This is a genomic window from Phycisphaerales bacterium (genome assembly GCA_020852515.1).
GTDB lineage: Bacteria > Planctomycetota > Phycisphaerae > Phycisphaerales > UBA5793 > UBA5793.
In genome coordinates this window covers 21,341-46,928 of sequence record JADZAS010000004.1, presented here as the reverse complement: position 1 = coordinate 46,928, position 25,588 = coordinate 21,341, and the positions used below count along the sequence as shown (strand labels likewise).

Sequence of the window (25,588 nt, the reverse complement as noted above, 5' to 3'; positions counted from 1 at the left end):
GCGCCCTCCCATATCCGTTCCATGAGCACTCAACCCTCACGTCGTGTCGTCGTCACCGGACTGGGGGCGATCTGTAACGTCGGGCACAACAGTCTGGACATCTGGCAAGCCATGCGCCAGGCCCGGCCCGCCATGCGCCCCATCGAACGATTCCAGGGCGAGCGCTGGGCCGTCAAGTTCGGCGGCGAAGTCGTCGACTGGGATGGCACCGACCGCCTCGAACGCGGCGAACTCAAACGCCTCGACCGATTCACCATGCTCGGCCTCTACGCCGCCGTCGAAGCCGTGCAGGACTGCGGCATCGACTTCTCCAAAGAGGATCCGTTCCGCTGCGGCGTGGTCATCGGCTCGGGCGTCGGCGGCGTCAACACCATCGAAGAATACATCGAGAAGATGCACGTCAAGGGGCCTGATCGCGTCACGCCCTTTCTCGTGCCTCGCCTCATGGTCAACGCCTGTTCGGGCAACGTCTCCATCCGCTACGGCCTCAAGGGGCCCAACAGCGCGCCCGCCACGGCCTGCGCCTCGGCCGCCAACGCCATCGGCGATGCTTTTCAACTCATCCAGGACGGCGATGCCGACGTCATGGTCACCGGCGGCGCCGAGGCCGCAATGACGCCGCTGTGCATGGCCGGCTTCATGGTCATGCGGGCGCTCTCCACCCGCAACGACGATCCCAACCACGCGTCGCGCCCCTTCGATCATGATCGCGACGGCTTCGTCCTCGCAGAGGGCGCCGGGATTCTCGTCATCGAAGAACTCGAGCACGCCAAAAAACGCGGCGCCCGGATCTACTGCGAACTGCTCGGCTTCGGCTCATCCGGCGACGCCGGCCACATCACCGCGCCCGATCCCGAAGGCATCGGCGCCGCCCGCTGCATGGTGCTCGCCCTCAAAGACGCCGGCCTCAAGCCCGAGCAGATCGATTACATCAACGCGCACGGCACCTCCACGCCACTGGGCGACGCCGCCGAGGTCATGGCCATCAAGAGCGTGTTCGGCGAGCACGCGAAAAAGCTCGCCATCAGTTCCACCAAGGGCGTCACCGGACACACCCTGGGCGCCTCGGGCGGCATCGAGAGTATGGCCGTCGTCCGCACCATCGCCGAGCAGGTCATCCCGCCCACGGCCAACCTCGACCACCCCGATTTCGATCTCGACTTCGTGCCCAACCACGAGCGCAAGGGCACCATCCGCTACGCCCTCAACAACAGCTTCGGCTTCGGCGGCCACAACGTCACCCTCGTCTTCGGCCGCTATCCGAACTGACCGGTCACCGGCTCGGACTTGCCGGAATGACGGACTTGCGCCCGCGAAGCGCCCTCAATTCCATCCATTTTTCCCAATTGCTCTTGCACCTGCCCGCAAGATCGGTTAGGTTGTATTGTGCCTTTGCTGCCGCCCGGGTCGGGGAGTCGTTGCCCGCGGGTGGATCTGGTTCTGGTTCGAGGGGGATTCAAGCAAGTCCAGGCGACATCCCAAAGCATGCCAAACAAGCGCACCAGTCGATTGCGGGCCGTGAACGATCTGCCCGCGCCTTCCTGACGGGAGGCAAGGGCATTCTGGAACGTGCTGAGAGCAGGGGCAGGAGGTTCCGATGCTTCATTCAATCTTGACAGCGGCATTCGGCGCAGCGCTCTGCGTGCAGACGTCACCTGACTCGAACCCGCCGCGATTCGCCATCGTGACGATTCCGGGGTTGGGAGGGGAATTCACCAGCGCACGTGGCATCAATTCGGTCGGACATGTTACGGGAGGCGCCTATCTCTCGAACAATGCCACCCACCGCGCGTACATCTACCGGGACGGCGCAATGACGGAATTGCCGCTGCTGGCAGAGGGCCGCGACGCTCTCGGCCGGGCGATCAACGACCTCGACGAAGTCGCCGGCGAGACGTACCTTACCAACGGCCGCTTGGTGACCGCGACGCTCTGGGACGCTCAGGGCCGCGTAAGAGATCTCGACACGTGGCAAACCCATTATTCAAAGGCGTGGGCGATCAACGACGCCGGAGAAGTGGCCGGCGACGCTAACGATCCGTTGGTCAATGAGCTCCGGCGAGCCATCTTGTGGAAAGACGGGCAGATGATCAGTCTCGGCGTGCTGCCGTTGCCGGGGCATGATCGCTCAACTGCGAACGATATCAACGAAGTCGGCGAGATTGTCGGTCTATCAAGCGGCGACGTGAGCAGAGCATTTCTGTGGCGGAATGGCGACATGGAGGAATTAGAGTGGGCCGACGGCGAAACCACTAACGCGCAAGGGATGAACGACCAAGGACAGATCGTCGGGTCCGCCGACTTTGAACGGAAGGCGGTTCTCTGGAACAACGGCATCCCGCAGACGCTCCGTCTGCGGCCGAATGATCGATACAACATCGAGCCCTTTCATGTCAATAACGCTGGCCACATCGTCGGCCATGTGCAGCGCAGCCCCGGCGGTAACAACATCTACGTCTTCTGGCCCAGTGCTCAGGCCCCCTACACCGAAGTGCAGGATCTTCTTCCTCCCCAGTCGCTCTGGCGAAGAATCGAAACCGTCGATGACCTCAACGACTCAGCGCAAATGGTCGGGCACGGCAAGCGCGGCGCCGACAGCGGCTTTGGCGTTGGCCACGCCTTCCTCCTCACCCCCGTCAACTGGACGTTCACGCTCGAAGCGCCCTCACCTGGCATCGCCGGTGTGAGCAACACTCTGCGCATCACCGGCGTCACGCCCGGCGCGACCGTCGGCTTCTACTACTCCATCCACGGCGGCGGCGCCGTCATCCCGGGCTGCACCATCCAGCAGAACGCCCTCCAACTTGAGAGTCCGACGCTCATCGGCACTGCCATCGCCGACGGCAACGGGACCGCCACCATCACCCGAACCGTCCCATTGATCGCGCAGAACAGGTCCATCCTCTTCCAGGCCGTGGTCCAGCAAGAGTGCGCGATCAGTCAGTTGGTGGTGCATCAGTTCGAGTAGGGCGGTGACGCCGGAAGGGGAGACCTTCAAAGCCCCTCTCCGAGCCGGGAAAGCGCCGCACCACTTACTTCTCTTACGCCGCCGGGCCCGGCTCGATCAGGTCGCGCGTGGCGCGGCCTTCGCGGATCGGCCGCAGCGTCACCTTCACATCGCGGTACGCCCGCCCGCGGCGCAGGCGCAGCGTGACCTCTTCGCCGTCGCCGCGCTTGAGGATGTCGGCGACGATTTCTTCGACGGCGTACATCGGCCGCTGGTTGATGGCGGTGATCACATCGCCGGCGCGGATGCCCGCCTGCAGCGCCGCTCCGCCGGGGTTCACATCGAGTACGAGCACGCCGTCGTTGGCCGCCTGGTCCGCCAGCCACACGCCGATCGAGGGCTGCCCCCAGCGCACCTCTTCGGGAATCTTCTCCTTGCCGCCCAGCCACAGCCGGTAGTCGAGTTCGATCTCATCAAGCGGTTTGTCGAAGAGGCGTTCGAAGGCGAGCGCGCCGCTGCGGTCTTCGCTGCACGTCGAGAGGTAGAGCCGGTACCACTTCTCAAACAGCCCCTGCTCAGCGAGGTACTGAAAGATCGCCCTCGCCTCGGCGTACTTCGCCCCGGCCCGGATGCGGTTAAACTTTCGATCTTCCTGCGCAAAGAAGTCGCGCCACTTCGTGAGCGCAGCGCTCCGCTTGAGGTTGATGGCGATGTTGATGCGGGTGTTGTCGAGTACGCGGTAGTGGCCGCTCTCGTCGGTGTCGTACATCTCGAACATGGAGGCGAGCCCCTCCTGGATCCACATCGGGTGATCCTGGCTGAGCCGGTCCATCTGCGCGTGGTGCAGCACGTGCGTGAGTTCGTGGCGCAGCGAAGGCCCGATGTCGCGCAGCACCAGCCGGCGCGTGTCGTGGTCGTAGAACCCGGCGACGCGCACCGAGCCGATCATCTCGTCCGCCTTTTCGGGCGTGGGGACCATGACGAGTACGTACGAGTTCGGCGGGCCATCGAAGATCGTGTCGATCTGCATGCGGAACTGCCCGCTGATCGTCTTGCGCATGTGCTCGAACGTCTCGCGGTCCAGGTTCGTCGCCAGCACGAGGCGCAGATCATCATCGCGCTCGACAATCGCATCGGCGCCGAGCACCTGCCGCGACCACTGCTCCATGTACTGAGCCGCCTCGCCATAGCGTTTTTCGACCGAATCGATCAGCGCTGCATAGCGCGGATCATCGCGCAGCGGCGCAAGGTCGGCGTCGTGCTTGAGGTGCTCGAAGTTGACAAAGCCGAACTGTACCGCCCGGTCGAGCAGTTGAAAGGCCTCATCCTTGTAGCCGAGTTTGGTGACGGCGCAGGCGCTGTTGTAGAGCGCCTGGGTGTCGCGCGGCTCAGCCTGGAGGATCTCGAGCCACAGCGCCAGCGCATCTTCCGTCTCGCCGCTCTCGTACTTCTCGATCGCCTGCTCGTGGAGTCTGGCGATCGCTTCGGCGTCGAGCGGAGACGCCGGAGCCTGGGCAGGGGGGCCCGGCGGCGGCTCCTGCCTCGCCGAGGCGCTGCACGCACCGGCCATCGCCAGCGCCGCGGCGGCGCGCAGCATGATTCGGCGGATGACGGCGTGCAGTTGATCTCTCATGCGAACTCCTGTTGCCGCGGCGCGTGGGTTCAGTGCGGTCCATCCTGCTGTGCGGCCCGCTGTGCGAGCACCTTGGCGATGGCTTCGGGCAGTGCCTGCAGTTCCAGCTCGAACACCCGGGCCCCGAGCGTCGCCGCCGTATCGCCCGGCTGCACGGGACATGATTTGCACAGGATGATCGGCCCGTGATCGTACTCATTGTCGGCGAAGTGCACGGTGCAGCCCGACTCGGTGTCGCCGCACTGCAGGACGGCTTCGTGCACGCGCTGGCCGTACATCCCCTTGCCGCCGTGGCGGGGCAGCAGGGCTGGATGGATGTTGATCACGCGCCCGGCGAAATCGTCAGGGATGACGAGCAGTTTGAGGAATCCGGCCATGACGACGAGGTCCACGCCGACCCGCCGCAATGCGTCGAAGACCGCCCGCGAAAACGTTGCATCATCCGCATAGACGGATCGATCGATGATGACAAACGGCAGATTGAATCGCCGCGCCCGGCTGATGCCGCCCGCCTTCGGGCTCGACGAGATGACCAGTGCGATCTCGCACTCCAGCCGTCCCTCGCGGATGCGCTGGGCGAGGTTCTCGAGCGACCGGCCCGAGCCGCTGATCAGGACGCCGATTGAGGGCCGATATCCTGCAATGGTTTGTGAACTGTGGGCTTGCGTCATCCTGGCTCGCGGGTGTGGGAGTATCCGGCGTTCGGGGGAGGTCGATGATAGCGGTGGAGGCGGCCGGCGCGGCTTGTCCGGACGCGACCGGGCTGCCCTCGCCTATGATCTGCGCAATGAACAGCACGCCCGGGGGCCGTGGGCTCAGGCCGCGCCCGGCCTGGTCCAGGAAGGGAAGTGCATGACCGCTGGAGGCAGCGGGCGACGTGGTTTCACTCTCATTGAGTTGCTCGTCGTCATCTCCATCATCACGTTTCTCATCGGCCTGCTCCTGCCGGCGCTGTCGCGCGCCCGCGAGGCGGCCCGCACCACCGCGTGCATCAGCAACCTCCGCCAGATCGCCATCGGCGTCGGCCTCTATCTCGACGAGTTCAACGAGGGCCTGCCGGTGGGCGAGCCGCTGGGGCCGACCTACCGCGGCTTGACCTTCGGCGGCAAGTGGGCCGAGGAGAACAGCCTGCTCCGCGGCGGCCTCCTCGCCGCGCCCAAGCCCTACGAGCGGCCGCTCAACCGCTACGTGCAGTCGGGCGTCAACCTCGGCAGCCCGATCGAGCCTGATCCCGTCATCGACGCCATCGAGCTGCCGCTCTTCGCCTGCCCGTCGGACAAGAGCTTCAACTACCAGGAAGCCTTCTACGCCACCGAAGCCCGCTTCGGCCTGAGCGCCTACGACTCGGCCGGCACGAGTTACTCGTTCAACGTGTTCTGGGCGCTCGATCCATCGCCCGAGAGCGCCCGCCGGCGCGTGCGCTCGCTCATTCTCAACGACGCGAGCCGCTACGTGTCGGTCATGGATGACTCGGCCGAGTGGGCGTTGTGGTTTCACCGCACCAATTCGATCCCGCATCACGGCACGGTGGATCGGCACTCGATGCTCTTCTACGACGGCCACGCCGGGCAGATCGACATCGATCCTGCGGATCTGATCACCGCCACCTACATGGTCGCGCTGCAGCAGTACGAGCCCTGAAATTCAGCGGCCTTCGGCGCTCACGCCAGTTCCGGGAACATCTCGCGCACGACCTTGACGAGGTCTTTCACGTGGCTGATCGACTCAGCCATGAGCTTCTTCTCGCCTTCGTTCAGGTCGATCTCGATAATGCGCTCGACTCCGGCAGCGCCCAGCACGCACGGCACGCCGACGAAGTAGCCGCCCACGCGGTACTCCTTGTCGCAGTAGCCGGCGCACGGCAGGATGCGCTTCTTGTCCTTGACGATCGCTTCGACCATCTGAATGACGCCGCTGGCCGGTGCGTAGTAGGCGCTGGTGCCCATGAGCTTGACGATCTCGCCGCCGCCGACCTTGGCCCGCTCGGTGATCTCGTTGAGCTTGGCCTCGCTGATGAACTGCGTGATGGGGATGCCCGCGATGTTCGTGTAGCGCGGCAGGGGCACCATGTCGTCGCCGTGCCCGCCCAGCAGCAGGGCGTTGATGTCCTCGACGCTGAAGCCCGTCTCCATCGCGAGGAACGTGCGGAAGCGCGCCACGTCGAGGCAGCCTGCCTGGCCGACGATGCGCTTGGTCGGAAAGCCCGTCGTTTTCCACGCGGTGTACACCATCGCGTCAAGCGGATTGGACACGACGATGACGATCGAATCGGGCGCGTACTCGCGAATGTTCTCGCTCACGCTCTTGACGATCTTGACGTTGGTCTGGATGAGATCATCGCGGCTCATGCCGGGCTTGCGCGGCAGGCCGGCGGTGACGACGACGACGTCGGAATTGGCGATGTCCTTGTAGTCCGCGGTGCCGACGATGTTGCAGTCGAAGCGCTCGATGGGCGAGCACTGGGCGAGATCGAGCATCTTGCCCTTGACGAGATTCTCGGCCTGCGGGATGTCGAGTACGACGATGTCGCCCAGTTCCTTGGATGCAGCCCAGAGGGCGCACGAAGCGCCGACGTTTCCACCACCAATGATCGAGATCTTCGCACGTGCGGGCATGATCGCCTTCCTTCCCGGAAAAAGACGGACAAGCGGATATCAAGCGCATCATAGCCCGCCACGGCAGACGCGCTGCACGCCAGCGCCGCGGCCCGGCCAAATCAGGGAACTCACCGGTGCTTCAGATCGAGAGCACGCGCCTGTCGGGTACAGTTAGGTCCGTGAACGCCCCCCGCAGACTGCCGGCTTGCCCGTACTGTGACCGATGGTTGCACGGCCATCAGGGCCGGACCTGCCTGGGGTGCGGACGGATAATCGACTGGAAGATGGCGGTACGAGGCCAGCGACTCACGGCGCGCGTCCTCGGTCTTCGATACGCGTGCGCTGGCGCCGCTGCCGGGCTGATGTCAGCGGCCATCTGCGCCATCGGTCTGCGAGCCACGGGCGGTATGCAGGACTTCGTCGCCGGCTTCGGTCTCGTCGTGGCTTGCCTCGGCCCCGGATTGCTGTTCGGACTGATCGTGGTGATGCCACTGCTGCGCGAATCCGCTTTGATTGCGCTGCCGCTGTCGCGTGGCCTTATTTCCAGCGCTGCAGTTTTCTTTTTTGCCGCGGGCATCCGCGCTCTGCTGAGTCTCCTGCCGCGATCGGCCGAATGGGACGCGTTCGCGCTCGCCGTAGCCGGCGGATTTGGCGCCGCGGCACTCGTCAGACTGATCTATCCTCAGCTTTCGGATGACGATATGCTGCCGGCAATTCAGGAGCGGCGCTTGCTCAAGCATCGGGCCAGAGCAGCTGCCGCAGTGGGGGGCGGGGCGGCATGGCTCGCGGCCGCTCTTGCATCGGCGACTACGGCGTGGGTCGGCTTGCCCGCCATCGCTGGCGGCGATGAATTCCAGATCGCGTCCGTCATCGTCGCGTGGCAAACCGCTGTGGCCTGCCTGCTTGGCATTCTTGCTGCTGAGTTGAGTGCCGCGCGCACCATGGCCGGCGAGGGCGCTGCTCCGCAACTGAATGATGTGAGTTCGCAAGCCGGAGAGCGAGAACCCGGCGGCGGCGACAATTACGCCGACGCACGGCCGACGCCGGCGTGCGCGCATTGCGGTTACTGGCTGCGCGCTTTCACCGGCGACCATTGTCCGGAATGTGGCGAGCCGATCGACTGGGAAATGGCGTGGAGCGGCGAGTCACTCACGCCGCGTCATCTGGTGCTGAGATGGGCACGAGTCGGAGTGATTTCGGGCGCGATGAGTGCCGCAGTCATTGGTTTGGCGGTCCTCATGACAGCATCACTGATGTGGCCCCTGATGATGCTGGCGTTCATCTTGCTGCTCGTGGCGCCCGCGATCTGCTTTGGCATGATGGTGCTCGGCCCACTGCTTCAGGATGATGGCCCCGTCCTGCACTCGCGTATCCGTGCAATCAGTGCAGCATTGAGCACCTGGCTCGTCGGAATCACCATCGTTCTCTTTGGAACAACGCGCGATTCTCCACTCCTGCTGGCGCTCTCGGCGGCAGCCGCGGGTGCACTCAGTGCGCTGGCGCTGGAACACTACCTCGCGCGGCAGGCACACCCCATTCTCACGTTGGGTCAGCGCAGGTCCTTGCGCGACCTTTTCAATGAGCTTCTGAAGCCGATCGTTTCGTCCCGTCGTCCACTCTTGGGAGCGTGCGTCGGCGGCGCTGCGGCCGGCATTCCCATTGGGACATGGGCGCTGCTCAATCCGATGGCAACGATTCCGGATGTGGCAACTCTCGGCGGCTTCCTCTGCATCACCGCCACGTTCGCCCTCTGGCAAGCTGGGATCGCCGCGACGCTGGGCCTCTTCACCGCCAGACTCAACCCGCTCGCTACCTCTGCTCCAGAATCCGTGCAATCACCGCCTCATCATCCGTGAGCAACCCCGCGTCAACCAGGCGCGGGACCAGCACGGCCCAGTTTGGTTCCTGCGCGAACACGCGCTTGAAGATCGGCAGCGACTCCTCCACCTTGCCGCTGGCGACCAGCGTCGTCGCCCGCCAGAATGAAATCTCCACGATCTGCGGCTGAAGCTGTTCGGCCTTCGTGTACTCGCGGTTGGCCCCGTCGAAGTCGCCGTGCTCCATCGCCAGATCGCCCGCGTTCATGTGGTTGTACGCTCGCTGCACGCCGACGAGCCGTCGCAGTTCCTCGAGAGGTTCGGGATGATCCTCGACGCGCAGGTCAAAGAGTCGATCGACCCACGGCTTGCCAGTTGACGTGGGGGCGACGATCAGAATCGCCGCCGACTGCCGGCCGCGGATGTCGCCGCCTTCGGCCTGCGCCGCATCGAGCGCTGCGAGCAATCGATCGGCCAGATCGCCGTTCGCGGCAAGGTACGCATCCCCCATCGCCGGCCACACGGTGTCCTTCTCCATCAGGTTCGCCTGGCAGGAGAACTGCTGGTCGGTGTCAACGATGCAGCCCGCCGCGGCGATGCACCGCGCGCCGGTGTGCGCTGCGATGCCGCCGCGCGCATCGACCATCGCCACCTGCCGCACTTCGCGATTCTCATCTGAAGCGAGCAGTCCCGCCAGCGCCTCAGGCGCGCTGCGACCCAGGCGCATCATCTCGAGGCCCAGCGGCCCGTACGCCGGATCGACAAGCGACTGCGTCGCCACCGCGCCGACTCCCGCCTCGGCCCACGGCACGATGGGGCCGACCGAAAACCAGTGCGACTGCACCGCCACTCCCATCTGCCCCGTCGCCGGATCGCGCGCGACGATGGAGTACGTTGCCACCGGCCGGCGGAGTTCGCCCGGCGCCGTCGCGGCGCGAGGCGATGCAGGAACGAGGCTCGCGCGCCAGTCGGCGCGCTGCGAGCAGCCGGCGACCGCCAGGGCAATCACAAGTGACAGGCGCAGCATCGCAGTCCTCCTCTGAGCCAGAGGTCAGAATTCCGCGTGATACTACCAGGTCTGACGCCACAGAGCCGCCACGGGTGGCCGGCGCGTTCAAGCCAGTTGCGCCGCGATCGCCGCGAGGATCTCTTCGGGTTCACTCATCCGGCCGACGCCTTCGGTGCGGCAGGCCTGCCAGCCGCAGTCCGGGCCGATGATGCTAAAGCCGTCTTCGACGAGTTGCCTGAGCGCCCGCTGCGTCGCCGGCTGGTTCCACATGACCGCGTTCATCGAAGGCGCCAGCAGGCACGGCTGTTTGCTGCGATCTACCGCGGAGGCCACGAGCGACACGACGTCATCGGTGCGTCCCGTCGCCAATTTGGCCATCATGTCCATGGTGCACGGCGCAATGAGCATCACAGCGGCGCTGCGCGCCAGGCTGATGTGCTGCGGGTCGCTCGATTCGACGTGCTCCCACTGGCTCGTATACACGGGCCGGCCGGAGAGCGCCTGGAACGTCAGCGGCGTCACAAACCGGCACGCCGCGTCGGTCATCAGGACCGAAACCTTCGCGCCGGTCTGGGCCAGGCGGCTCACGACGTGTGCAGTCTTGTAGCAGGCGATGCCGCCCGTGACGCCCACGACGATCGCCTTGCCGGCGACGCGGCGGGCGAGATCGGACAGCGGGCTGTCGCTCTGGCCGTCACTCATGCATCACCGGTGAGCGGTGAAAGGATCGACGCGCTCAGAGCACTTCGGCGGGCGCGGCGCCCATCTCGGAGGCCGTGAGACGCTCGTAGGTCAGCAATCCCTGGCGGATCTCCTCGACCACGATTTCGAGGTCGGTCCGGCCGGCGCGCTCAACCAGCGGGCGGGCGCCATCCATCAACTGGCACCAGCGGCGCTGAATCATCGAGGCGAGGCGAAACTTGCCGCCGACCTTCCGCATCAGTTCATCATCCTTGAGCGCTTCGATCATGGGACGTGGTGACCTCCGGACAGTGGGATGGACCGCGGCCTGGCGGGCAATCGCGGCGGGCGCTGGCGAACTGGATGATAGGAGCGGCGGCGGGGCCGTTCCATGCGGTTATCGTGCCCGGCCGCCCTTGGCGGGGGAGGGCATCAGCGGAAATCGCGGCAGAAACTTCGTGATTTTGCGATGAGACCTCCGCCAGCCGTAGACGCGCGGCCGGAAATCTGGTACATTGAGTACAAGCGGGTTCCGGCGCGGCTGGGGCCGCTGAAGTGATTGAGAAGGTTCACAAGGAGAGTAGAAAATGCGCAAACTCGCACTTCTGGCATCGGCAGCCTGCTGCGTCGCCGCACTGGCGAATTCGGCACTGGCTCAGACCTACAACGAAAACTTTGACGACCCGTTCGGCGACTGGACCACCCGCTGGTTCTACCAGAACACCAACGCCGGCAACTACTACGTCGCCTCGGGCAACTGCGATGAAAGCTATCGCGGCAACAACCCCTGCGGCCTGTGGATCACCGACACGCAGACCTGCGGCGGGGGCAACGGCGGCCCGACCAGCACCATCACCTTCGACCCGTCCTTTGGCGCCAGCATCAGCTCCTTCGCCTTTGATCTGTCCGCGTACGTCGATCAACGCCTCACTATCTATGACATGAGCGGCAACATCGTCCTCGACGTGCCGTCGGTCACCCGCACCAGCAACGTGTGCGCCGGCTTCCGCTACACGGCCACGAGCAACAACGGCATCTCGCGCATCGTGATGGATTCGACCAGCAACGGCGGCAGCCAGATCGAAGGCAACACGGCCTGGGACAACATCGAAGTCATCGCCGGCCCGCCGAGCCTCTCGCTCAGCGTCACCGGCGCCTGCCCGGGCACCGTCACCGTCGCGTGGAACAACGCCACGCCCAACACGCAACTGGCCATCGTCTTCGGTCAGAACCAGGGTTCGACGATCATCCCCGGCGGCCCCTGCGCCGGAACGGAACTGGGAGTCCAGAACGGCGTGCAACTCATCCGCACGGTCAGCTCGGGCGCCAACGGCAACGGCTCGGTCAACGGCGCTGCCGGCACCGCAGCCTGCGGACGCTACCTCCAACTGGTCGAGGCGGGCTCGTGCGACACGAGCAACGTGGACCAGATCCCGTAACGCTCGACGAGTGCTGATTCACCTTGGCGCGCGGCTCCGCTCACCCGAGCGGGGCCGCGGCCGCTTTCTCATGGCCCGGCATCGAGGAATTCCGGGCTCGCAGCACCGCAAAGTCGTCATTTCCTGCAAGCCGCCCCTTGCAACTCTTGAGCCTTTGCGGTATAAACATCAGTGTCGCCGTTCGGCGGGACCGCGAAATGCGGCTCCAAACGTGGCCGACCGGCGGCGTCCATCAAACGTCTTTGAAGGAGAAAGAAATGAAATCGACTCTTGCGATCGGGGCCTTTGCCGCCTGCGCACTGCTCACCGCCGGCGCCGCCAATGGGCAGGTGACTTTCTACACCGGCACGAGCCAGATCGTCAACTCGGATGGGCTGCTCCATTTCAGCGACATCACCATGAACGGCCAGACGCTGGTGAACTACATGGACCAGGGCCTCACCGTTGACGTCAATGACTTCGCGTTCGTCTTCCAGCCCTGCGGATTCAACAATCCGAACATCTACTACCCCAACGGCGGCGTCACCGAGCGGATCACCATCACCAAGATCGACGGCAGCGACTTCTCGCATCTCGAGATGTTGCCTTCGCACGGCTTCTCCGGTTGCAGCGTCTACATGTGGGCCACGGCCTACCTCAACGGCAACCCGGTGCAGGACTTTGACGCCGACCTCTCGGCCGGTGTTCTCATCGGCTTCTCGGGCAACTTCGACGAATTGCGCATCGGCTCCTACCAGGACGCCGCCACGCGCGACACGCACAACGAAGGCGCCCTCAACGCCTTCGCCATCGACGACATGCAGCACGGCAACGCCGGCGGCGGCGGTTACACGCTCGACGTCACCGGCCCGTGCCCCGGCACCGTGACCGTCGCCTGGAGCGGCGCCACGCCCAGCGTCCAGCAGGGCATCGTCTACGGCGACAACCTCGGCACGACCGTCATCCCCGGCGGACCTTGCACCGGCACCTCGCTGGGCGTCCAGGGCAATGTGCGCCTCATCCGCACCCTCGGAACCGGTGGCGGCAGCGGCTCGGTCAACGGCAACGCCGGCAGCGGCGCCTGCGGCCACTACCTCCAGTTGATCGAAGCCGGCTCGTGCAACACGAGTAATCCGGACCAGATCTGATTCGAAGGTCGTTCAATCGGCATTCACCGGAACGGGCGGGGAATTCCCCGCCCGTTCCGCCTTTTCAGGCGTCGCCACATGCGCGCCGCGCATTATCGGCTCCGGAATTGAGCCGAAACGCACCGCAGTGCGGGGCCCGCGGCTTTACATCTGCTCATTCGTATCTCATACTTGATGGTCGCTGTTCCGGCGTGGCGATGCACAGCCCGCCGGACTTCACACAGGACCGTTCCATTCACGAGTGAGAAAGAGGGTTCGATTCATGCGTTCACAAGTGTGCGCGGCTCTCGCAGCCGGCGTGATCGGTTCCATCAGTTCGCTGGCGGCGGCCGACATCATCAACATCCAGGGGGATCCGAGCAACAGCTCTGAGGGATTCGGGAACTTCTCAGGCCTCATCCAGTACGAGTTCCAGTCCGGCGACACCGGCCTGCTCGACATCCAGTTGACCAACACGAGCGATCCCCTGCTGGGCGGCTTCATCACTGGTTTCGTGTTCAACATCGGCGCGCCCCGGTACAGCCAGGCTGATACCGCGGCGCTGCTGTTCTCTACGCATCCTTCCATCGTGAACATCCCTGGCCCAGGCGTCAACGCCATGCCGTTCGGCTACTTCAACGCCGGCGCAGGCATTGGCGGCCAGTTCGAAGGCGGCGGCAGCCCGAACACGGGCATCGGCGTCGGTTCGAGCGGTGCGTTTCAGTTCGAGGTGACCTCCGACTTCGCCAGCACGCTCACCGCGTCCAGTTTCATCGACGGACCCAACGAATTCAATTTCGTTGTCCGGTTCCGCGGCTTTGCCAACGGCGGCTCGGACAAGGTCCCCGTGCCGGCGCCGGCTTCGGCGGCCCTGCTGGGAATCGGCGCCGTCGCCGTCGGTGCGCGGCGTCGCCGGTCGAACTGACCGCCTTGCCGTCCCTGTCCCACTGAGTTCCTGACGCACTCCCGGCCCTCCGGGAGTGCGTCGCGCTTTCCGCCGGGGGTTCATCCGGATTCGCCGCGTGCGTTCCTCAGAGTCATGGTCAGTTCGGCCCTGCGGCCCTAGCATCGCGGACACGATCCGAGGGACTTCCCAGCGCCATGAGCACGACCGAACACGAGATCGACTTCAAGGTTCCCCGCACCACCGATTTTGACGGCCAAACGGAAGGGCCCGGCAGCAACGGGTTCGATCCGGCGCACCAGGTGGCGCTTTCGGGGATCGAACTCGAGGACGTCCAGACCGAGGAAATGCTCGTCAACATGGGGCCTCAGCACCCGGCCACGCACGGCGTGCTCCGCGTCGTCCTGCGAACCGACGGCGAACTCGTCCTCGAGGCCGTGCCGCACCTGGGCTACCTCCACCGCTGCGCCGAGAAGATCGGCGAGAGCATCCCGTACTACAAGTACATCCCCTACACCGACCGCATGGACTACGTCGCGGGGATGAACGAGAACTGGGCCTTCTGCATCGCCGTCGAGAGGCTCGCCGAGATCGAAGTGCCGCGCCGCGCCGAGTTCATCCGCGTCATCGTCGGCGAACTCCAGCGCATCGCCAGCCACCTGGTCTCTTTCGGCACCTACGGCCTGGACATGGGCGCCTTTACGCCGTTTCTCTACGCCTTCCGCGAGCGCGAGTACATTCTCGACCTGTTCGAGATGCTCTGCGGCGCCCGCCTGACGTACTCGTACTACACCATCGGCGGGCTCACGCAGGATGTGCCCGACGGCTGGCTCGACAAACTCACCGAGTTTCTCAACTACTTCGAGCCCAAGATCAAAGAGTACAACGACCTGCTCAGTTACAACCGCATCTTCACCATCCGCACCGGCAACGTCGGCGTGCTGAGCAAGGAACTCGCGATCGCCTACGGCTGCTCGGGCCCGGTCATCCGCGGCAGCGGCATTCCCTACGACCTTCGCCGCGACAAGCCGTTCTCCGTCTACCCCGAACTCGAGTTTGACGTCTGCGTCGGCACGGGAACGTACGGCACGGTCGGCGACTGCTGGGACCGCTACTGGGTGCGCATGCTCGAGATGAAAGAGTCGGTCAAGATCATCCGCCAGTGTCTGAAGATGATTCCCGATCCTTCGGATGACAGCGCCACCGGCGGGCGCCACCGCGTGAAACTGCCCAAGAACTTCAAGCCCGATCCGGGCGAAGTCTACGTCGAAATGGACAACCCGCGCGGCGTGCTGGGCTTCTTCATCGAGAGCCAGGGCCAGACTCAGCCCTATCGCGTTAAGGCGCGCAGCGGCGCGTTCTGCAACTTGAGCGTGCTGCCGGAACTCTGCGGCAACGTCCTGCTGGCGGATGTGCCGGCGATCATCGGCTCGATCGACATCGTCATGGGTCAGGTGGACAGGTAAGCCCGCTGCCTCACGGCCCGCGATCGAGCGCGCTCCACCCGCCGTCGCGGCGGAACATGCGGCCCTTGGTCTCGTAGACGTCGAGATAGGTCATCTTCTTGGCGTGTCCGTCGCCGAAGATCCACTGATTCGTGGCGGCGTCGTTGCGCTCCTGCTCGTGGCCGGGCTCGACATTGCCGTGCGCCGTGTTCTGGCACTGCACGAAATAGCAGCCGTGGAATCCGATGCGGCGGATGTCTGACTCGCGCCGCGTGTTGATACCCACGTTGTTCATGTCGCCGGCCATGGCGAACGTGTCAGGTCGCTTGACAAAATCCGTCCGGCACGGCGACATGTTGCGCTGCTCGGAGTTGGCTCCGTAATTCAATCCCGGCTCGTGGCTCAGCCCCATGGCGCCGGCGGGTGTGTCGCGGCCATAGTAGTTGAAGCCAAATGAATACACCGGAATGCCGTAGTTCGCTTCCTTCCACTTCAGCTTTTCGAATCCCGGAATGATGTCGTCGAACCCCGCATAAGTCGGATAGCGCTCCGGCGCGATGTCGCAGTCCCACATGTACTCATTGCCGGAGGTGAACTCCTTGAGCCCGCGGTACCACGAGTGTTCGAGCAGCAGGCTGCGATTGTCGGTGAGATAGCCCGGTGCGAAGTACTCCTTGTAGAACGTCGAGTACGCATACTGCGCCTGGCCGATCTGCCGCAACTGGCTCAGGCACTTGGTCTCCTTGGCCGCATACCGGGCGCGATGCAGCGAAGGCAGCAGCAGCCCGATGAGCAGCGCGATGATGGAGATCACCACGAGCAGTTCAATGAGCGTAAAGGCGCGGCGGACGCTGCGATGCGCACTTGTGCGACACTCGTGCATGAAGCCTCCCTCGATCTTCGCGACTGCGAGCGCAGCCGTCTGGTCCCTCGATCCGCGGCCCTCGGGCCGCCTGCTCATCATATCGAACCGCCTCGGGTTTTTCCCTGAGAAGTTCAACGCCGCGCCGGCGCGCTCGGATTCCCGGGCCCGCGCACGCCCTCCTAAACTGCCTCATGCAACCACACGATGAAGCGCTGCAGGTCGATCAACTCACGTGGGCGGCGCTGCTCGGTCGATGGCTCGACTTCGCCCGGGCGTCGGTCGCGTTGCCTCGCGACGCCGAGGGCCAGCGCTGGAAAGCGTCCGTCGCGCCGGTCATCACCCTGCAGGCCATCACCTTCGCGCTTGGGCAACTCAGCGACCTGCCCGAGGATGAGCGGGCTCTGGGCCTCGACCGCGCGGAAATCCTGCTCCGGCAGGAGTCCGGCCGACTCAATCAAACCTGGCGCGGCGAACCCATGCCGCCGCTGCTGCTCGAACTCATGAACGACGCGGCCGGGGCGCTTCGCGCCGCCATGCTCGGTTGCTGCATCGAATGGCTCGTGCCCGATGATGAATCCGAGCCGCGCGAGATCGACGATTATCGCCCGGCGCTCCATCGCCTCGCCGGCGCCGACTTCGACGGCTCGCTCCACCTCGCTTGGCCCGGCACGCTGCTCATCGCCGGCGAGCCGGTCGGATTCGCCGCCGGCCCCGACGTGCGCTGCTGCTGGCGGCGGCAGATCAACGCGGCCGACGCGACGCGCACTTCACTGCGCGAACTTGTCGAGGCGATTGCGCCTTTGCGAGCGCGCTACGTCGCGGCGCCGCGGCAGGTTTATCGAAGCGTCGACGAACAGGGCCGCATCATTGAAGACGCCGCAGCGCCGCTGACGGGCGACCCGCTGCCCGGCCAGCCACTGCTGCATCGCGTGTTTGATCGCGGCGACGTTCAGTCGCCAACGATTGACGCCAGCCGCTGGATCGCGCAGCAGCGCGCCGCCTGGCCCGCTGATGGGCTGAGGTTCAAAACAGACGATTCAAGCCCCGGCAGCGAACGCGCCACACGCAAACCCGAGCCCTGACCGTGAGGGAGGGTCTTCGCCGGCACACCAGCCCTTGCGCCGGCGGCCGAAACGGACGCGTGCCCCAAACCCCGTGCTAACGCGTGGGGCTCGGTTCAGTCATCATCCGCCTTAGCGCCGCGCGCCCGCATCCGCCTGCAGCGTCGATTCCTTCAGGAAGAGGTAGTACAGCCGGCCTTCCTGGTATTGCCGCCCGGCGATGAGTCCCGCCGCAGCGCCTTCGCCCATGTACAGATCGCCGCGGCCCGGCGCCTTGATCGCGCCGCCCGTGTCCTGGTCGAACATGAGTTGCGTGAACGGCTCGAACGTGCGGCCGAACGTGGGAATGCGCGTATCGACAATCACCGCCCCGCCGCGCGGGAACACTTCCTTATCCGTCGCGATGGTGCGCTTCTCCGTCACGCGATAGCCCAGCGAACCCGCCGGCCACTTGCTCGACTCGTACGCGGTGAAGAAGACGTACCGGTCGTTGTCGCGGATCATGTCGAGCACTTCCTGCGGGTGCGCCTTGTAGTAATCCTTGATGAATGGCAGGCCGACGCGGCTGGGATCGACGATGCCGCGTTTGATCATCGTCGCGCCCAATCCTGTGTACTCGCGCCCGTTGGTGCCGCTGTAGCCGAGGTACATCACGCTGCCGTCTTCGAGCCACAGTTTCGCCGAGCCGTTCACCTGGATGAAGTAGGCGTCCAGCGGGCTGCGCACGTAGACGAGTTCGGTGCCTGCGAGCATGCCGCTCTCTTCGATCTCGCGGCGCGTCGGGTATGGCCGCGTCGTGTTGCCCACGCGCTGGCCGAGCACCTTGCCGGTCCGCTCATCGACGACCAGATCCGCCGGCCGCGTGTAGAGCGGGAAGTTGAACTCGCTGCTGCGCGTGCGGCTGGCGTCGAAGTCCATGGCGCAGTAGCCCGTGAAGAGCACTTCGCCGCTGCCGTCCCAGCCGACCGATTCGTACAGGTCGAACCGGTCCATCACGCTCGCGACGTACTGCGATTGCGACGGGTTGGCCTGGAGGATCTCGAGCAGCGCATCGACGCTGGCCCGGGCTCGGTCAAAGGTGACCCCCGCCACGGGGAAGAAGCCCTTGGCCGACGGCTTGCGGAACCACTCGGCCGCCCGCTTGCTGGCTTCAAGCAGCAGGGGATCATCGGGGCTGTAGGATGCTTCGAGCAGCCGGCGGTAGAGGGCCTGGTCCTCCACCTTGCGCAGCGGGTTAACGCCGGGCGGCAGCGGCTGGGTGTAGTTCTTGGCCGCAACAGGCTCGGTGATCTCCGTGGTCTGCGTGGACTTGCACCCGCCCGACGCCAGCACCGCGCTGCACAGCGCAGAGAGCAACATGGAGCGCGTGGACAACTTCAGACGGTGAATTGCGATGCTCATGCCTTTTCCTTGTTCGTGCGATCCTCAACGCGGCGCGGCGGCGCTCGAGCGTGTATTGTTCCTTCAAGATCGACCGGGGGAAGCCGAGAACACCAGTATTGTTGACCGCCCAAGTGACTTCGCCAGCGCAGCCAACTTCATCCTCCACGCCGGCCGTTTCAGCGGGCCCGGGCCGTGGTGACGAGCCCCTGATTCGGGTTCTGGAAGTCGCCCGCCGGCTGGGCGGCACCTCTGACGTGCCCGAAATCCTCTCGCTCATCATCGACGCCCTGCGCGACCTGCTCGGCGCCGACCGGGCGACCGTCTTCCAGTACGACCCGCAGCGGCACGAACTCTATTCGCGGGTGGCCCACGGGCTGGATGAGTCGGCCCAGCGCGAGCTGCGCTTTGCCGTGGATAAGGGGCTCGCCGGCGAGTGCTGCGTCAAGCGGCGCATCATCAGCGTCCCCGACTGTTATTCCGACCCGCGCTTCAGCGACGCCGTGGACCGGCGCACCGGTTATCGCACGCGCAACCTGCTGTGCATCCCCCTCGTGGCGACGGATGGCGCGACGGTGGGTGTCGCGCAGGTGCTCAACAAGCACGAGGGCGCCTTCACCGCCGCCGATGAGTTCATCGCCGAGGCGCTCGCCATGCAGGCGGCGGTCGCGCTCCAGCGGGCCACGCTATTTGAAGCCAAACTGCGGCAGGAGAAACTCGATCAGGACATCGCCCTTGCCCAGCGCATGCAGGAAGCCACCTGGCCTACGCACGTGCCCCAGCCCGAAGGGTACGAGATCGCCGTCTACCTCCAGCCCGCCGAGGAGACAGGCGGCGATGCGTGCGATGTGTTTGCTGTGCCCGGCGCCGGCGCGGTGCTCTTCATCGCCGACGCGACCGGACACGGCATCGGCCCGGCGCTGAGCGTGACCCAGGCCCGCGCGATGGCGCGCGTCGCCATGCGCTGCGGCGTGGGGCTCGAGCAGGCGGTGCGCCACATCAACGCGCAGCTCTGCGAAGACCTCCCGCCGGGCCGGTTCATCACCGCCTTTCTCGGCCGGCTCGACTCCGATGCCCACACCATCGAGTTTCACTCCGCGGGCCAGGGGCCGCTGCTGCACATCCACGCCGCAACCGGCGCCGCCGATTCAGCGGAAGCGACCGGCCTGCCGATGGGCATCATGCCCTTTGGCGTCGTCGATGGAGTCGAACTCGGCCGGGTCCAGATGGCGCCCGGCGACGTCTACGCGGTACTTTCCGACGGCTTCTTCGAAGCGCAGGATGCCGCCGGGCGGCAGTTCGGCACGCACGCCGTGGTCGAGGTGATTGCCGCCAGTCTCGACTGCAGCGCCGAAAAAATCATCGAGCGGCTCGTCGAAGCGCTCGGCAAACACGGTGGAAGCCGCCCGCCCGATGACGACCGCACCGCGCTGATCGTGCGCCGATTGCCGATCGATCCGAGTGTTTCGCAGGAGTCGATGGGGCCGCTATGAGTCACACCCGACCGACGGTGATCCAGACCGAGCATCTCGACGCCCGGGCGGCTGCGTGGCTGGGCGAGCGCGTCAACCTCATCGTCTGCCGCCACGACGACCCGAGATTCGCTTCGCTGCTGCCCCAGGCCGATGGGCTGGTCGTGCGCACCTACACGCAGGTCAACGCGCAACTGCTCGACCGCGCCCCGCGCCTCAAGGTCATCGCCCGCGCCGGCGTCGGCGTCGACAACATCGACCTGCCCGCCTGCGCCGCGCGCGGCGTGATCGTCGTCAACGCGCCCGACGCCAACACCGAGGCCGTCGTTGAGTACGTTATGGCCGCGATGCTCGATGCGCTTCGGCCGCGGCGGTGGCTGACTGAGGCCGTCGATGCGAACCAGTGGCGCGAACTTCGCGACCGCCTCGAAGCGCCGCGCCAACTCGATGAACTCACGCTGGGCATCCTCGGCCTCGGCCGCATCGGCAAGCGCATCGCGGCAGTGGGGGCGACGCTGGGCATGCGCGTGATCTACTGCGATCTGCTTGACATCCCGGAAGGGTTGCGCGCCGGGGCGGCGCCGGTCGATCGCGACACGCTGCTGCGCGACAGCGATGTGCTGACGATCCACGTGGATGGCCGGCCGGGCAATCGGCACCTGCTGGGCGCGCGCGAACTTGCGACCATGCGGCCCGATGTCACCATCATCAACTCGGCGCGCGGCTTTGTGGTCGATCCCGCCGCGCTTGCCGCGTTTCTCAAGGCACATCCGCAAGCGCAGGCCCGGCTCGACGTGCACGAGCCTGAACCCTTCGGCCCCGATCACCCGCTGCTGGCTCTGCCCAATGCGCATCTGTCGCCGCACATCGCCGGCCGAACGCGCTCGGCAATGGCCAGAATGAGCGACGTGGTCGACGACGTATGGCGGGTGCTCAACGGCGAGCAGCCGCGAAACGCGGTCGTGAGCGATGAATGAGCCGCCGGTCGATCTCGATGCGTTTCCTGTCGAGCGCCGGCTGATTGACGAATCGACCTGCATCCAATGCGGCTACCTGCTGCGCGGCCTGGACGAGCGAGGCGACTGCCCTGAGTGCGGCACGAGCATCGCCACCTCTCTCGATCCCAACCGGCTCATCCACGCCGACCCGCGCCGGCTTCGCCAGATGCAGATCGGCTTCGCGTGCGTTCCGCTTTCTCAGGCGCTTCTGCCCGTCGCATTTGCGATCGCCGAATCCATTGCCACCGAATTCGCGTACTCCACCGTGCTCGTTGGGCTGTTCATGTGGATATTCATCTCGCTCATGCTCCTGAGCGTTCGGCCGCACGCAGCCGCAGTTGGCTTTCCGACGGAGACACTGCGCCAAGCGGTTCGCGGCTTCTCCATCCTCAGCGCTGGTCTCCTGATCGGAGCCGTCGCCTCGCTGCTGCTCGAGTGGCTGGTGTTGTTCATGCTGCTCGGACCGGCTGCCGTTTGTGCGATGCTCTGGCTGGGCCACGCCGTCATCGAATACGCGTGGCGTCTGGCGCTCTACTCCGACGATGAGGGGTTGAGCCGCAAGTTTCGCGAGATCACACCCTTCTACCTCGCGATGTCGGCCTTCGTCGTCACCGCCATGCTCGCCGCGCTTCTTGCGGCAGTGTTCGATAACGTCGGCGATGTCGCCGGCATCATGTGGGGCATCTTCATGGTGGTGCTGTTTCCGATCTACCTCATCGGCGGGCCCAGCGCTCTGGTCGTCGTCATCGTGCTGCCGCTTCGTCTCTTCCAGTTGTCGCGCGCACTGAATCGTCCAATGAGAGCGGCGCGCAGCGCCGGGCATCGATGATTCAGCAGGGCGCACACAACACGGCGACTCCTGCGACGCAGCGCGATGCACCGGCGGTCGACGACTTCACCTGCATCTTCTGCGAATACATCCTGCGCGGCCTGCAGCGCGATGGCGTGTGCCCGGAGTGCGGCGGGCCGGTTTCGGCATCCATCGACCCCGAGCGGTTCGTGCGCGTTGATGCGAGGGCGCTGCGGCGTATCCGCAACGGCACTGCCGGGCTGGTGCTGGCGCCGGGCATTGTGCTGCTGTTCGCACTCATTCGCGGCGCTGTTCCCTCGATCGCCCTCGACGCGGTTCTGGCCGTCGCTGCCGCCGTCTGGGTGGCGCTGTCTGCCGTGCTGCTTTCCGTCCCGCCGCGCCCGCTGCAGCCGCCGCGAGCGATGGAGCTGAGGCGTCGGGTATTGCGATTCATGTCGCCGCTCGCGGTCCTGGCGGCGCTGGCCGCGATCGCGCTGCCGCTGGACCTCTCGCCGGGATCGCTCCTCGCCGTGGCGCTGGCGATCTGCACCGGCGTCAGCTCCTTCTGGGCCCTGGCGTCCTACAGCGGATGGCTCGCGGCACGCATTGATCTCCACAGCGTGGCCGCGCACTTCGACGGGACGCATGATGGCATCGTCTTCATGCTGCTCGGCGCTGCAGCGAGCCTCGTGATCGTGCTGGCCCGGGTCACGCTCCTCGTCGAAAGCAGCGATGCAATGGGCAGCCTGTTGATCATCACCATCTCGATCATGGCGTTCCTTCTACTGGGCGGGCTGCTGGGTTGTCTGCTCGTCGTGCCCGTGGCGTGGTTCGCGATGGCGCGAATCTGGATCCGCCTCAATCGTCTCGTGAAACTCTCGCGGGCCCTGCACGCCGGCGGCTCGTGAACCGCGCCCCTGCACCGGCCGAACGCGGCATACCATGCGCCGTCCAACGAAAGGTGACCGCCATGTCATTCGAAATCGAATCCATCGAAGCCCGCCAGATTCTCGACTCGCGCGGCAATCCGACCGTCGAAGTCGACGTGCAGCTCATCGGCGGCGCGCTCGGCCGCGCTGCCGTGCCCAGCGGCGCTTCCACTGGCGAAAACGAAGCCTGCGAACTGCGCGACGGCGACAAGAGCATCTACGGCGGCAAGTCCGTCCTCAACGCCGTCGCCAACGTCAACGACCGCATTGCGCCCGAACTCATCGGCTATGACGGCCGCGAGCAGCAGTTCCTCGACCGCCTGCTCATCGAGATGGACGGCACCGAGAACAAGTCCAGCCTCGGCGCCAACGCCATTCTCGGCGTCTCCATGGCCGTCTCCAAGGCCGCCGCGGCCCAGTGCCAGCTGCCGCTCTACCGCTACCTCGGCGGCGGCGCCGCGCGCACGCTGCCCGTGCCGATGCTCAACATCCTCAATGGCGGCAAGCACGCCGACAACACCGTGGACTTCCAGGAGTTCATGATCCAGCCGTGGGGCTTTGATGACTTCGACTCCGCGCTCCGCGCCGGCGTCGAGATCTACCACCAGCTCAAGAAGGTGCTCGCCAAGCGCGGCCTGTCAACCGCCGTCGGCGATGAGGGCGGCTTCGCGCCCGATCTCAAGACCAACGAGGAGGCGCTGGGCATCATCGAAGAAGCGACCGAGAAGGCCGGCTACAAGTGGGGCGAGCAGATCTTCGTCGCTCTCGATCCCGCCACGAGCGAATTGTGGAATGAAGCTGCCCAGCGCGGCAAGAAGGGCTACTGCTTCTTCAAGAGCAACCCCGAGGAGATTCTCAGCAGCGATGACATGATCGGCATCTGGTCCGACTGGTGCAGCAAGTACCCCATTCGCTCACTCGAGGACGGCCTGGCCGAAGGCGACTGGTCCGGCTGGGCCCGCCTCACTGCAAAACTCGGCGAGAAGGTTCAGCTCGTCGGCGATGATCTTTTCGTCACCAATCCGAAGTTCGTCCAGCGCGGCCTCGATGAGAACTGCGCCAACGCCGTGCTCGTCAAGGTGAACCAGATCGGCACGATCAGCGAGACCTTCGACGCCGTCGGCCTGGCGATGCGCAACGGCTACGCCGCCGTGATGAGCCACCGCAGCGGCGAAACGGAAGATGCGACCATCGCCGATCTCGCCGTGGCCACCAACTGCGGCCAGATCAAGACCGGCGCGCCGTGCCGAAGCGATCGCACCGCCAAGTATAACCAGTTGCTCCGCATCGCCGGCGAACTCGGCGGCACGGCCGTCTACGGCGCCTCGACGTGGCGCCGCGGATGATGCGCGTGCGAGACGCGTCAACAATGGGCGCAACCGCATGACGAGCCGCAACCGATCGGGTCACGCGCCATCGGGCACCGCGCATGCGCCCCGCGCCTACCCACGGCGCCACGGGCAGACTACGGGTCGATTCCCGCCGGCTTGACGCTGCCGCGCTGCTCGGTGAGCAGTTGCGCGATCATCGCTTCGAGGCTTGTGATGCGCGCCGTCAGAGCCCTGATTTCCGCCTGCAGGCTCTGGACATTGCCCGGCTCGCCGAACCGTCCGGCCACCGTCGGCACCAGGATTGCATCGTCATTCTCGAACCGAATCACCCGCGCTCCGGAGCCGGTAAAGGTCCAGTCAACCAGATCCGGCGAACTGAAGGTCTCCGCATCGATCCTGATCTCACCAGGACCGTTGGGCAGACTGAATATCGGATCGACCGCGCCCGGATCGAGCGGCTCGACTTTCGCCACTTCAACCGACAATTCCAGCGGCCTGGCTTGGCGAATCAGCCGCAGCTGAATCGTCTGCCCCGGCTCCTTGCCGAGCACGACGTTCTTGAGCGTATTCTGGTTCACCACTTGCTCGTCATCCACGGCAGTGATCACATCAAACTGCAGCACGCCTGACTTGAACGCCGGCATGTCCTGCACGACGTTGCTCACCAGCAGCGCCTGGTCCGCTTCGATGCCCAGCTGGGCCGCCAGCGGCGCCGGCACCGGGTCGGTGTAGATGCCGATGGCCACGCGCGGCGCCGCAGACCCGCGGTACTCGAGCCACGAGTTCGGTCGCACCGAAGTGATCCGCCCGTTCTCGCCGAGCACCACTTCAAACTGACGCCGCCGCGCTTCATCGATGAGCATTACGAGGTTGTGCGGCTGCCAGATGACCCGGTCGGGCGAGAGCGCTTCGCCGTTGAGCGTGACGCGCTTGCCCTTTTCATCCACCACGATGGTGAGTTGGCCCACGGGCGGCAGGTTCGCTTCCCACCGGCCCTCGATCGGCTCGGCGGTGTCGATCTGCCGCGTGATGAAAAACTGCCGCGTGATCGATTCCTGCGGCGCCTTCTCCTCGGCAGTCGGCGGGCCGCTCATGGCCGCCACCGCGGCCAGCGCCATCGCGCCAAGACCAGTACTCGCAAGAATGCCGTTCATTGCAAACCTCCAGTCAAGCGGCGCGGCGCT

General features: G+C 65.5%; 23 protein-coding genes. 14 read left to right on the top strand and 9 right to left on the bottom strand.

The window, feature by feature from the left end; all coding sequences use genetic code 11:
• Positions 1 to 21: 21 nt before the first annotated feature.
• Positions 22 to 1,269, top strand: coding sequence for a beta-ketoacyl-ACP synthase II (gene fabF / locus IT430_02260; protein ID MCC6906742.1), 1,248 nt, complete (start codon positions 22 to 24; stop codon positions 1,267 to 1,269).
• A 328-nt stretch (positions 1,270 to 1,597) separates the two neighbouring features.
• Positions 1,598 to 2,968, top strand: a complete 1,371-nt coding sequence (locus IT430_02255) for a hypothetical protein (protein ID MCC6906741.1) — start codon at positions 1,598 to 1,600, stop codon at positions 2,966 to 2,968.
• A 73-nt stretch (positions 2,969 to 3,041) separates the two neighbouring features.
• Here the strand turns inward: IT430_02255 and IT430_02250 are convergent, their stop codons facing one another.
• Both IT430_02250 and purN read right to left on the bottom strand, forming a co-directional pair.
• Positions 3,042 to 4,580, bottom strand: a complete 1,539-nt coding sequence (locus IT430_02250) for a PDZ domain-containing protein (protein ID MCC6906740.1) — start codon at positions 4,578 to 4,580, stop codon at positions 3,042 to 3,044.
• A gap of 29 nt (positions 4,581 to 4,609) precedes the next feature.
• Positions 4,610 to 5,251 carry a phosphoribosylglycinamide formyltransferase gene (purN, locus tag IT430_02245; protein MCC6906739.1) on the bottom strand — a complete coding sequence of 214 codons (642 nt, stop codon included), beginning with the start codon at positions 5,249 to 5,251 and terminating at the stop codon, positions 4,610 to 4,612.
• A gap of 181 nt (positions 5,252 to 5,432) precedes the next feature.
• Between purN and IT430_02240 the strand changes: the two genes are divergently transcribed.
• The gene (locus tag IT430_02240; protein MCC6906738.1) at positions 5,433 to 6,221 is read left to right on the top strand and encodes a DUF1559 domain-containing protein; all 789 of its coding nucleotides are present in this window, start codon (positions 5,433 to 5,435) and stop codon (positions 6,219 to 6,221) included.
• A gap of 20 nt (positions 6,222 to 6,241) precedes the next feature.
• On the opposite strand, the gene mdh is transcribed toward IT430_02240, so the two are convergent.
• Positions 6,242 to 7,195: a malate dehydrogenase gene (mdh, locus tag IT430_02235; GenBank protein MCC6906737.1), complete on the bottom strand. Its 954-nt coding sequence runs from the start codon at positions 7,193 to 7,195 to the stop codon at positions 6,242 to 6,244.
• A gap of 389 nt (positions 7,196 to 7,584) precedes the next feature.
• Here mdh and IT430_02230 point away from each other — a divergent pair, with 389 nt between their 5' ends.
• Complete coding sequence (locus tag IT430_02230) at positions 7,585 to 9,033, top strand: hypothetical protein (protein MCC6906736.1); 1,449 nt, start codon at positions 7,585 to 7,587, stop codon at positions 9,031 to 9,033.
• Here IT430_02230 and IT430_02225 read toward each other — a convergent pair.
• The 3 genes from IT430_02225 to IT430_02215 form a co-directional block, all read right to left on the bottom strand.
• Positions 8,987 to 10,021: a DUF1028 domain-containing protein gene (locus IT430_02225; protein MCC6906735.1), complete on the bottom strand. Its 1,035-nt coding sequence runs from the start codon at positions 10,019 to 10,021 to the stop codon at positions 8,987 to 8,989. The two genes, IT430_02230 and IT430_02225, sit on opposite strands and share 47 nt — an antisense overlap.
• Positions 10,022 to 10,108: 87 nt before the next feature.
• Positions 10,109 to 10,705, bottom strand: a complete 597-nt coding sequence (locus IT430_02220; protein MCC6906734.1) for a hypothetical protein — start codon at positions 10,703 to 10,705, stop codon at positions 10,109 to 10,111.
• A gap of 34 nt (positions 10,706 to 10,739) precedes the next feature.
• Positions 10,740 to 10,973, bottom strand: coding sequence for a DNA-directed RNA polymerase subunit omega (locus tag IT430_02215; protein MCC6906733.1), 234 nt, complete (start codon positions 10,971 to 10,973; stop codon positions 10,740 to 10,742).
• Positions 10,974 to 11,271: 298 nt separating this feature from the next.
• Here IT430_02215 and IT430_02210 point away from each other — a divergent pair, with 298 nt between their 5' ends.
• From IT430_02210 to IT430_02195, 4 genes are all read left to right on the top strand, one after another.
• Positions 11,272 to 12,123, top strand: coding sequence for a hypothetical protein (locus tag IT430_02210; protein ID MCC6906732.1), 852 nt, complete (start codon positions 11,272 to 11,274; stop codon positions 12,121 to 12,123).
• 257 nt (positions 12,124 to 12,380) lie between these two features.
• Entirely contained in the window at positions 12,381 to 13,250 is an 870-nt protein-coding gene (locus IT430_02205) for a hypothetical protein (protein MCC6906731.1), read from the top strand.
• 262 nt (positions 13,251 to 13,512) lie between these two features.
• The gene (locus IT430_02200; protein ID MCC6906730.1) at positions 13,513 to 14,154 is read left to right on the top strand and encodes a PEP-CTERM sorting domain-containing protein; all 642 of its coding nucleotides are present in this window, start codon (positions 13,513 to 13,515) and stop codon (positions 14,152 to 14,154) included.
• Positions 14,155 to 14,330: 176 nt separating this feature from the next.
• Entirely contained in the window at positions 14,331 to 15,599 is a 1,269-nt protein-coding gene (locus IT430_02195; GenBank protein MCC6906729.1) for an NADH-quinone oxidoreductase subunit D, read from the top strand.
• Between the two features lie 10 nt (positions 15,600 to 15,609).
• Here the strand turns inward: IT430_02195 and IT430_02190 are convergent, their stop codons facing one another.
• The gene (locus tag IT430_02190; protein MCC6906728.1) at positions 15,610 to 16,461 is read right to left on the bottom strand and encodes a prepilin-type N-terminal cleavage/methylation domain-containing protein; all 852 of its coding nucleotides are present in this window, start codon (positions 16,459 to 16,461) and stop codon (positions 15,610 to 15,612) included.
• Between the two features lie 173 nt (positions 16,462 to 16,634).
• On the opposite strand from IT430_02190, the gene IT430_02185 reads away from it, so the two are divergent.
• On the top strand, positions 16,635 to 17,525 hold the full coding sequence (locus IT430_02185) for a hypothetical protein (GenBank protein MCC6906727.1): 891 nt from the start codon (positions 16,635 to 16,637) through the stop codon (positions 17,523 to 17,525).
• 111 nt (positions 17,526 to 17,636) lie between these two features.
• Here the strand turns inward: IT430_02185 and IT430_02180 are convergent, their stop codons facing one another.
• The gene (locus IT430_02180; protein MCC6906726.1) at positions 17,637 to 18,905 is read right to left on the bottom strand and encodes an MltA domain-containing protein; all 1,269 of its coding nucleotides are present in this window, start codon (positions 18,903 to 18,905) and stop codon (positions 17,637 to 17,639) included.
• A gap of 236 nt (positions 18,906 to 19,141) precedes the next feature.
• Between IT430_02180 and IT430_02175 the strand changes: the two genes are divergently transcribed.
• From IT430_02175 to eno, 5 genes are all read left to right on the top strand, one after another.
• Entirely contained in the window at positions 19,142 to 20,377 is a 1,236-nt protein-coding gene (locus IT430_02175) for a SpoIIE family protein phosphatase (protein ID MCC6906725.1), read from the top strand.
• Positions 20,374 to 21,333 (top strand): hypothetical protein, encoded by a 960-nt coding sequence (locus tag IT430_02170; GenBank protein ID MCC6906724.1) that lies wholly within the window; start codon positions 20,374 to 20,376, stop codon positions 21,331 to 21,333. Before IT430_02175 ends, IT430_02170 begins: the two co-directional genes overlap by 4 nt.
• Complete coding sequence (locus IT430_02165) at positions 21,326 to 22,183, top strand: hypothetical protein (protein MCC6906723.1); 858 nt, start codon at positions 21,326 to 21,328, stop codon at positions 22,181 to 22,183. Before IT430_02170 ends, IT430_02165 begins: the two co-directional genes overlap by 8 nt.
• Positions 22,180 to 23,052 (top strand): hypothetical protein, encoded by an 873-nt coding sequence (locus IT430_02160; GenBank protein ID MCC6906722.1) that lies wholly within the window; start codon positions 22,180 to 22,182, stop codon positions 23,050 to 23,052. Before IT430_02165 ends, IT430_02160 begins: the two co-directional genes overlap by 4 nt.
• A 62-nt stretch (positions 23,053 to 23,114) precedes the next feature.
• On the top strand, positions 23,115 to 24,419 hold the full coding sequence (gene eno / locus IT430_02155; protein MCC6906721.1) for a phosphopyruvate hydratase: 1,305 nt from the start codon (positions 23,115 to 23,117) through the stop codon (positions 24,417 to 24,419).
• A gap of 119 nt (positions 24,420 to 24,538) precedes the next feature.
• On the opposite strand, the gene IT430_02150 is transcribed toward eno, so the two are convergent.
• Positions 24,539 to 25,558, bottom strand: a complete 1,020-nt coding sequence (locus IT430_02150; protein ID MCC6906720.1) for a PDZ domain-containing protein — start codon at positions 25,556 to 25,558, stop codon at positions 24,539 to 24,541.
• Positions 25,559 to 25,588 lie beyond the last annotated feature (30 nt).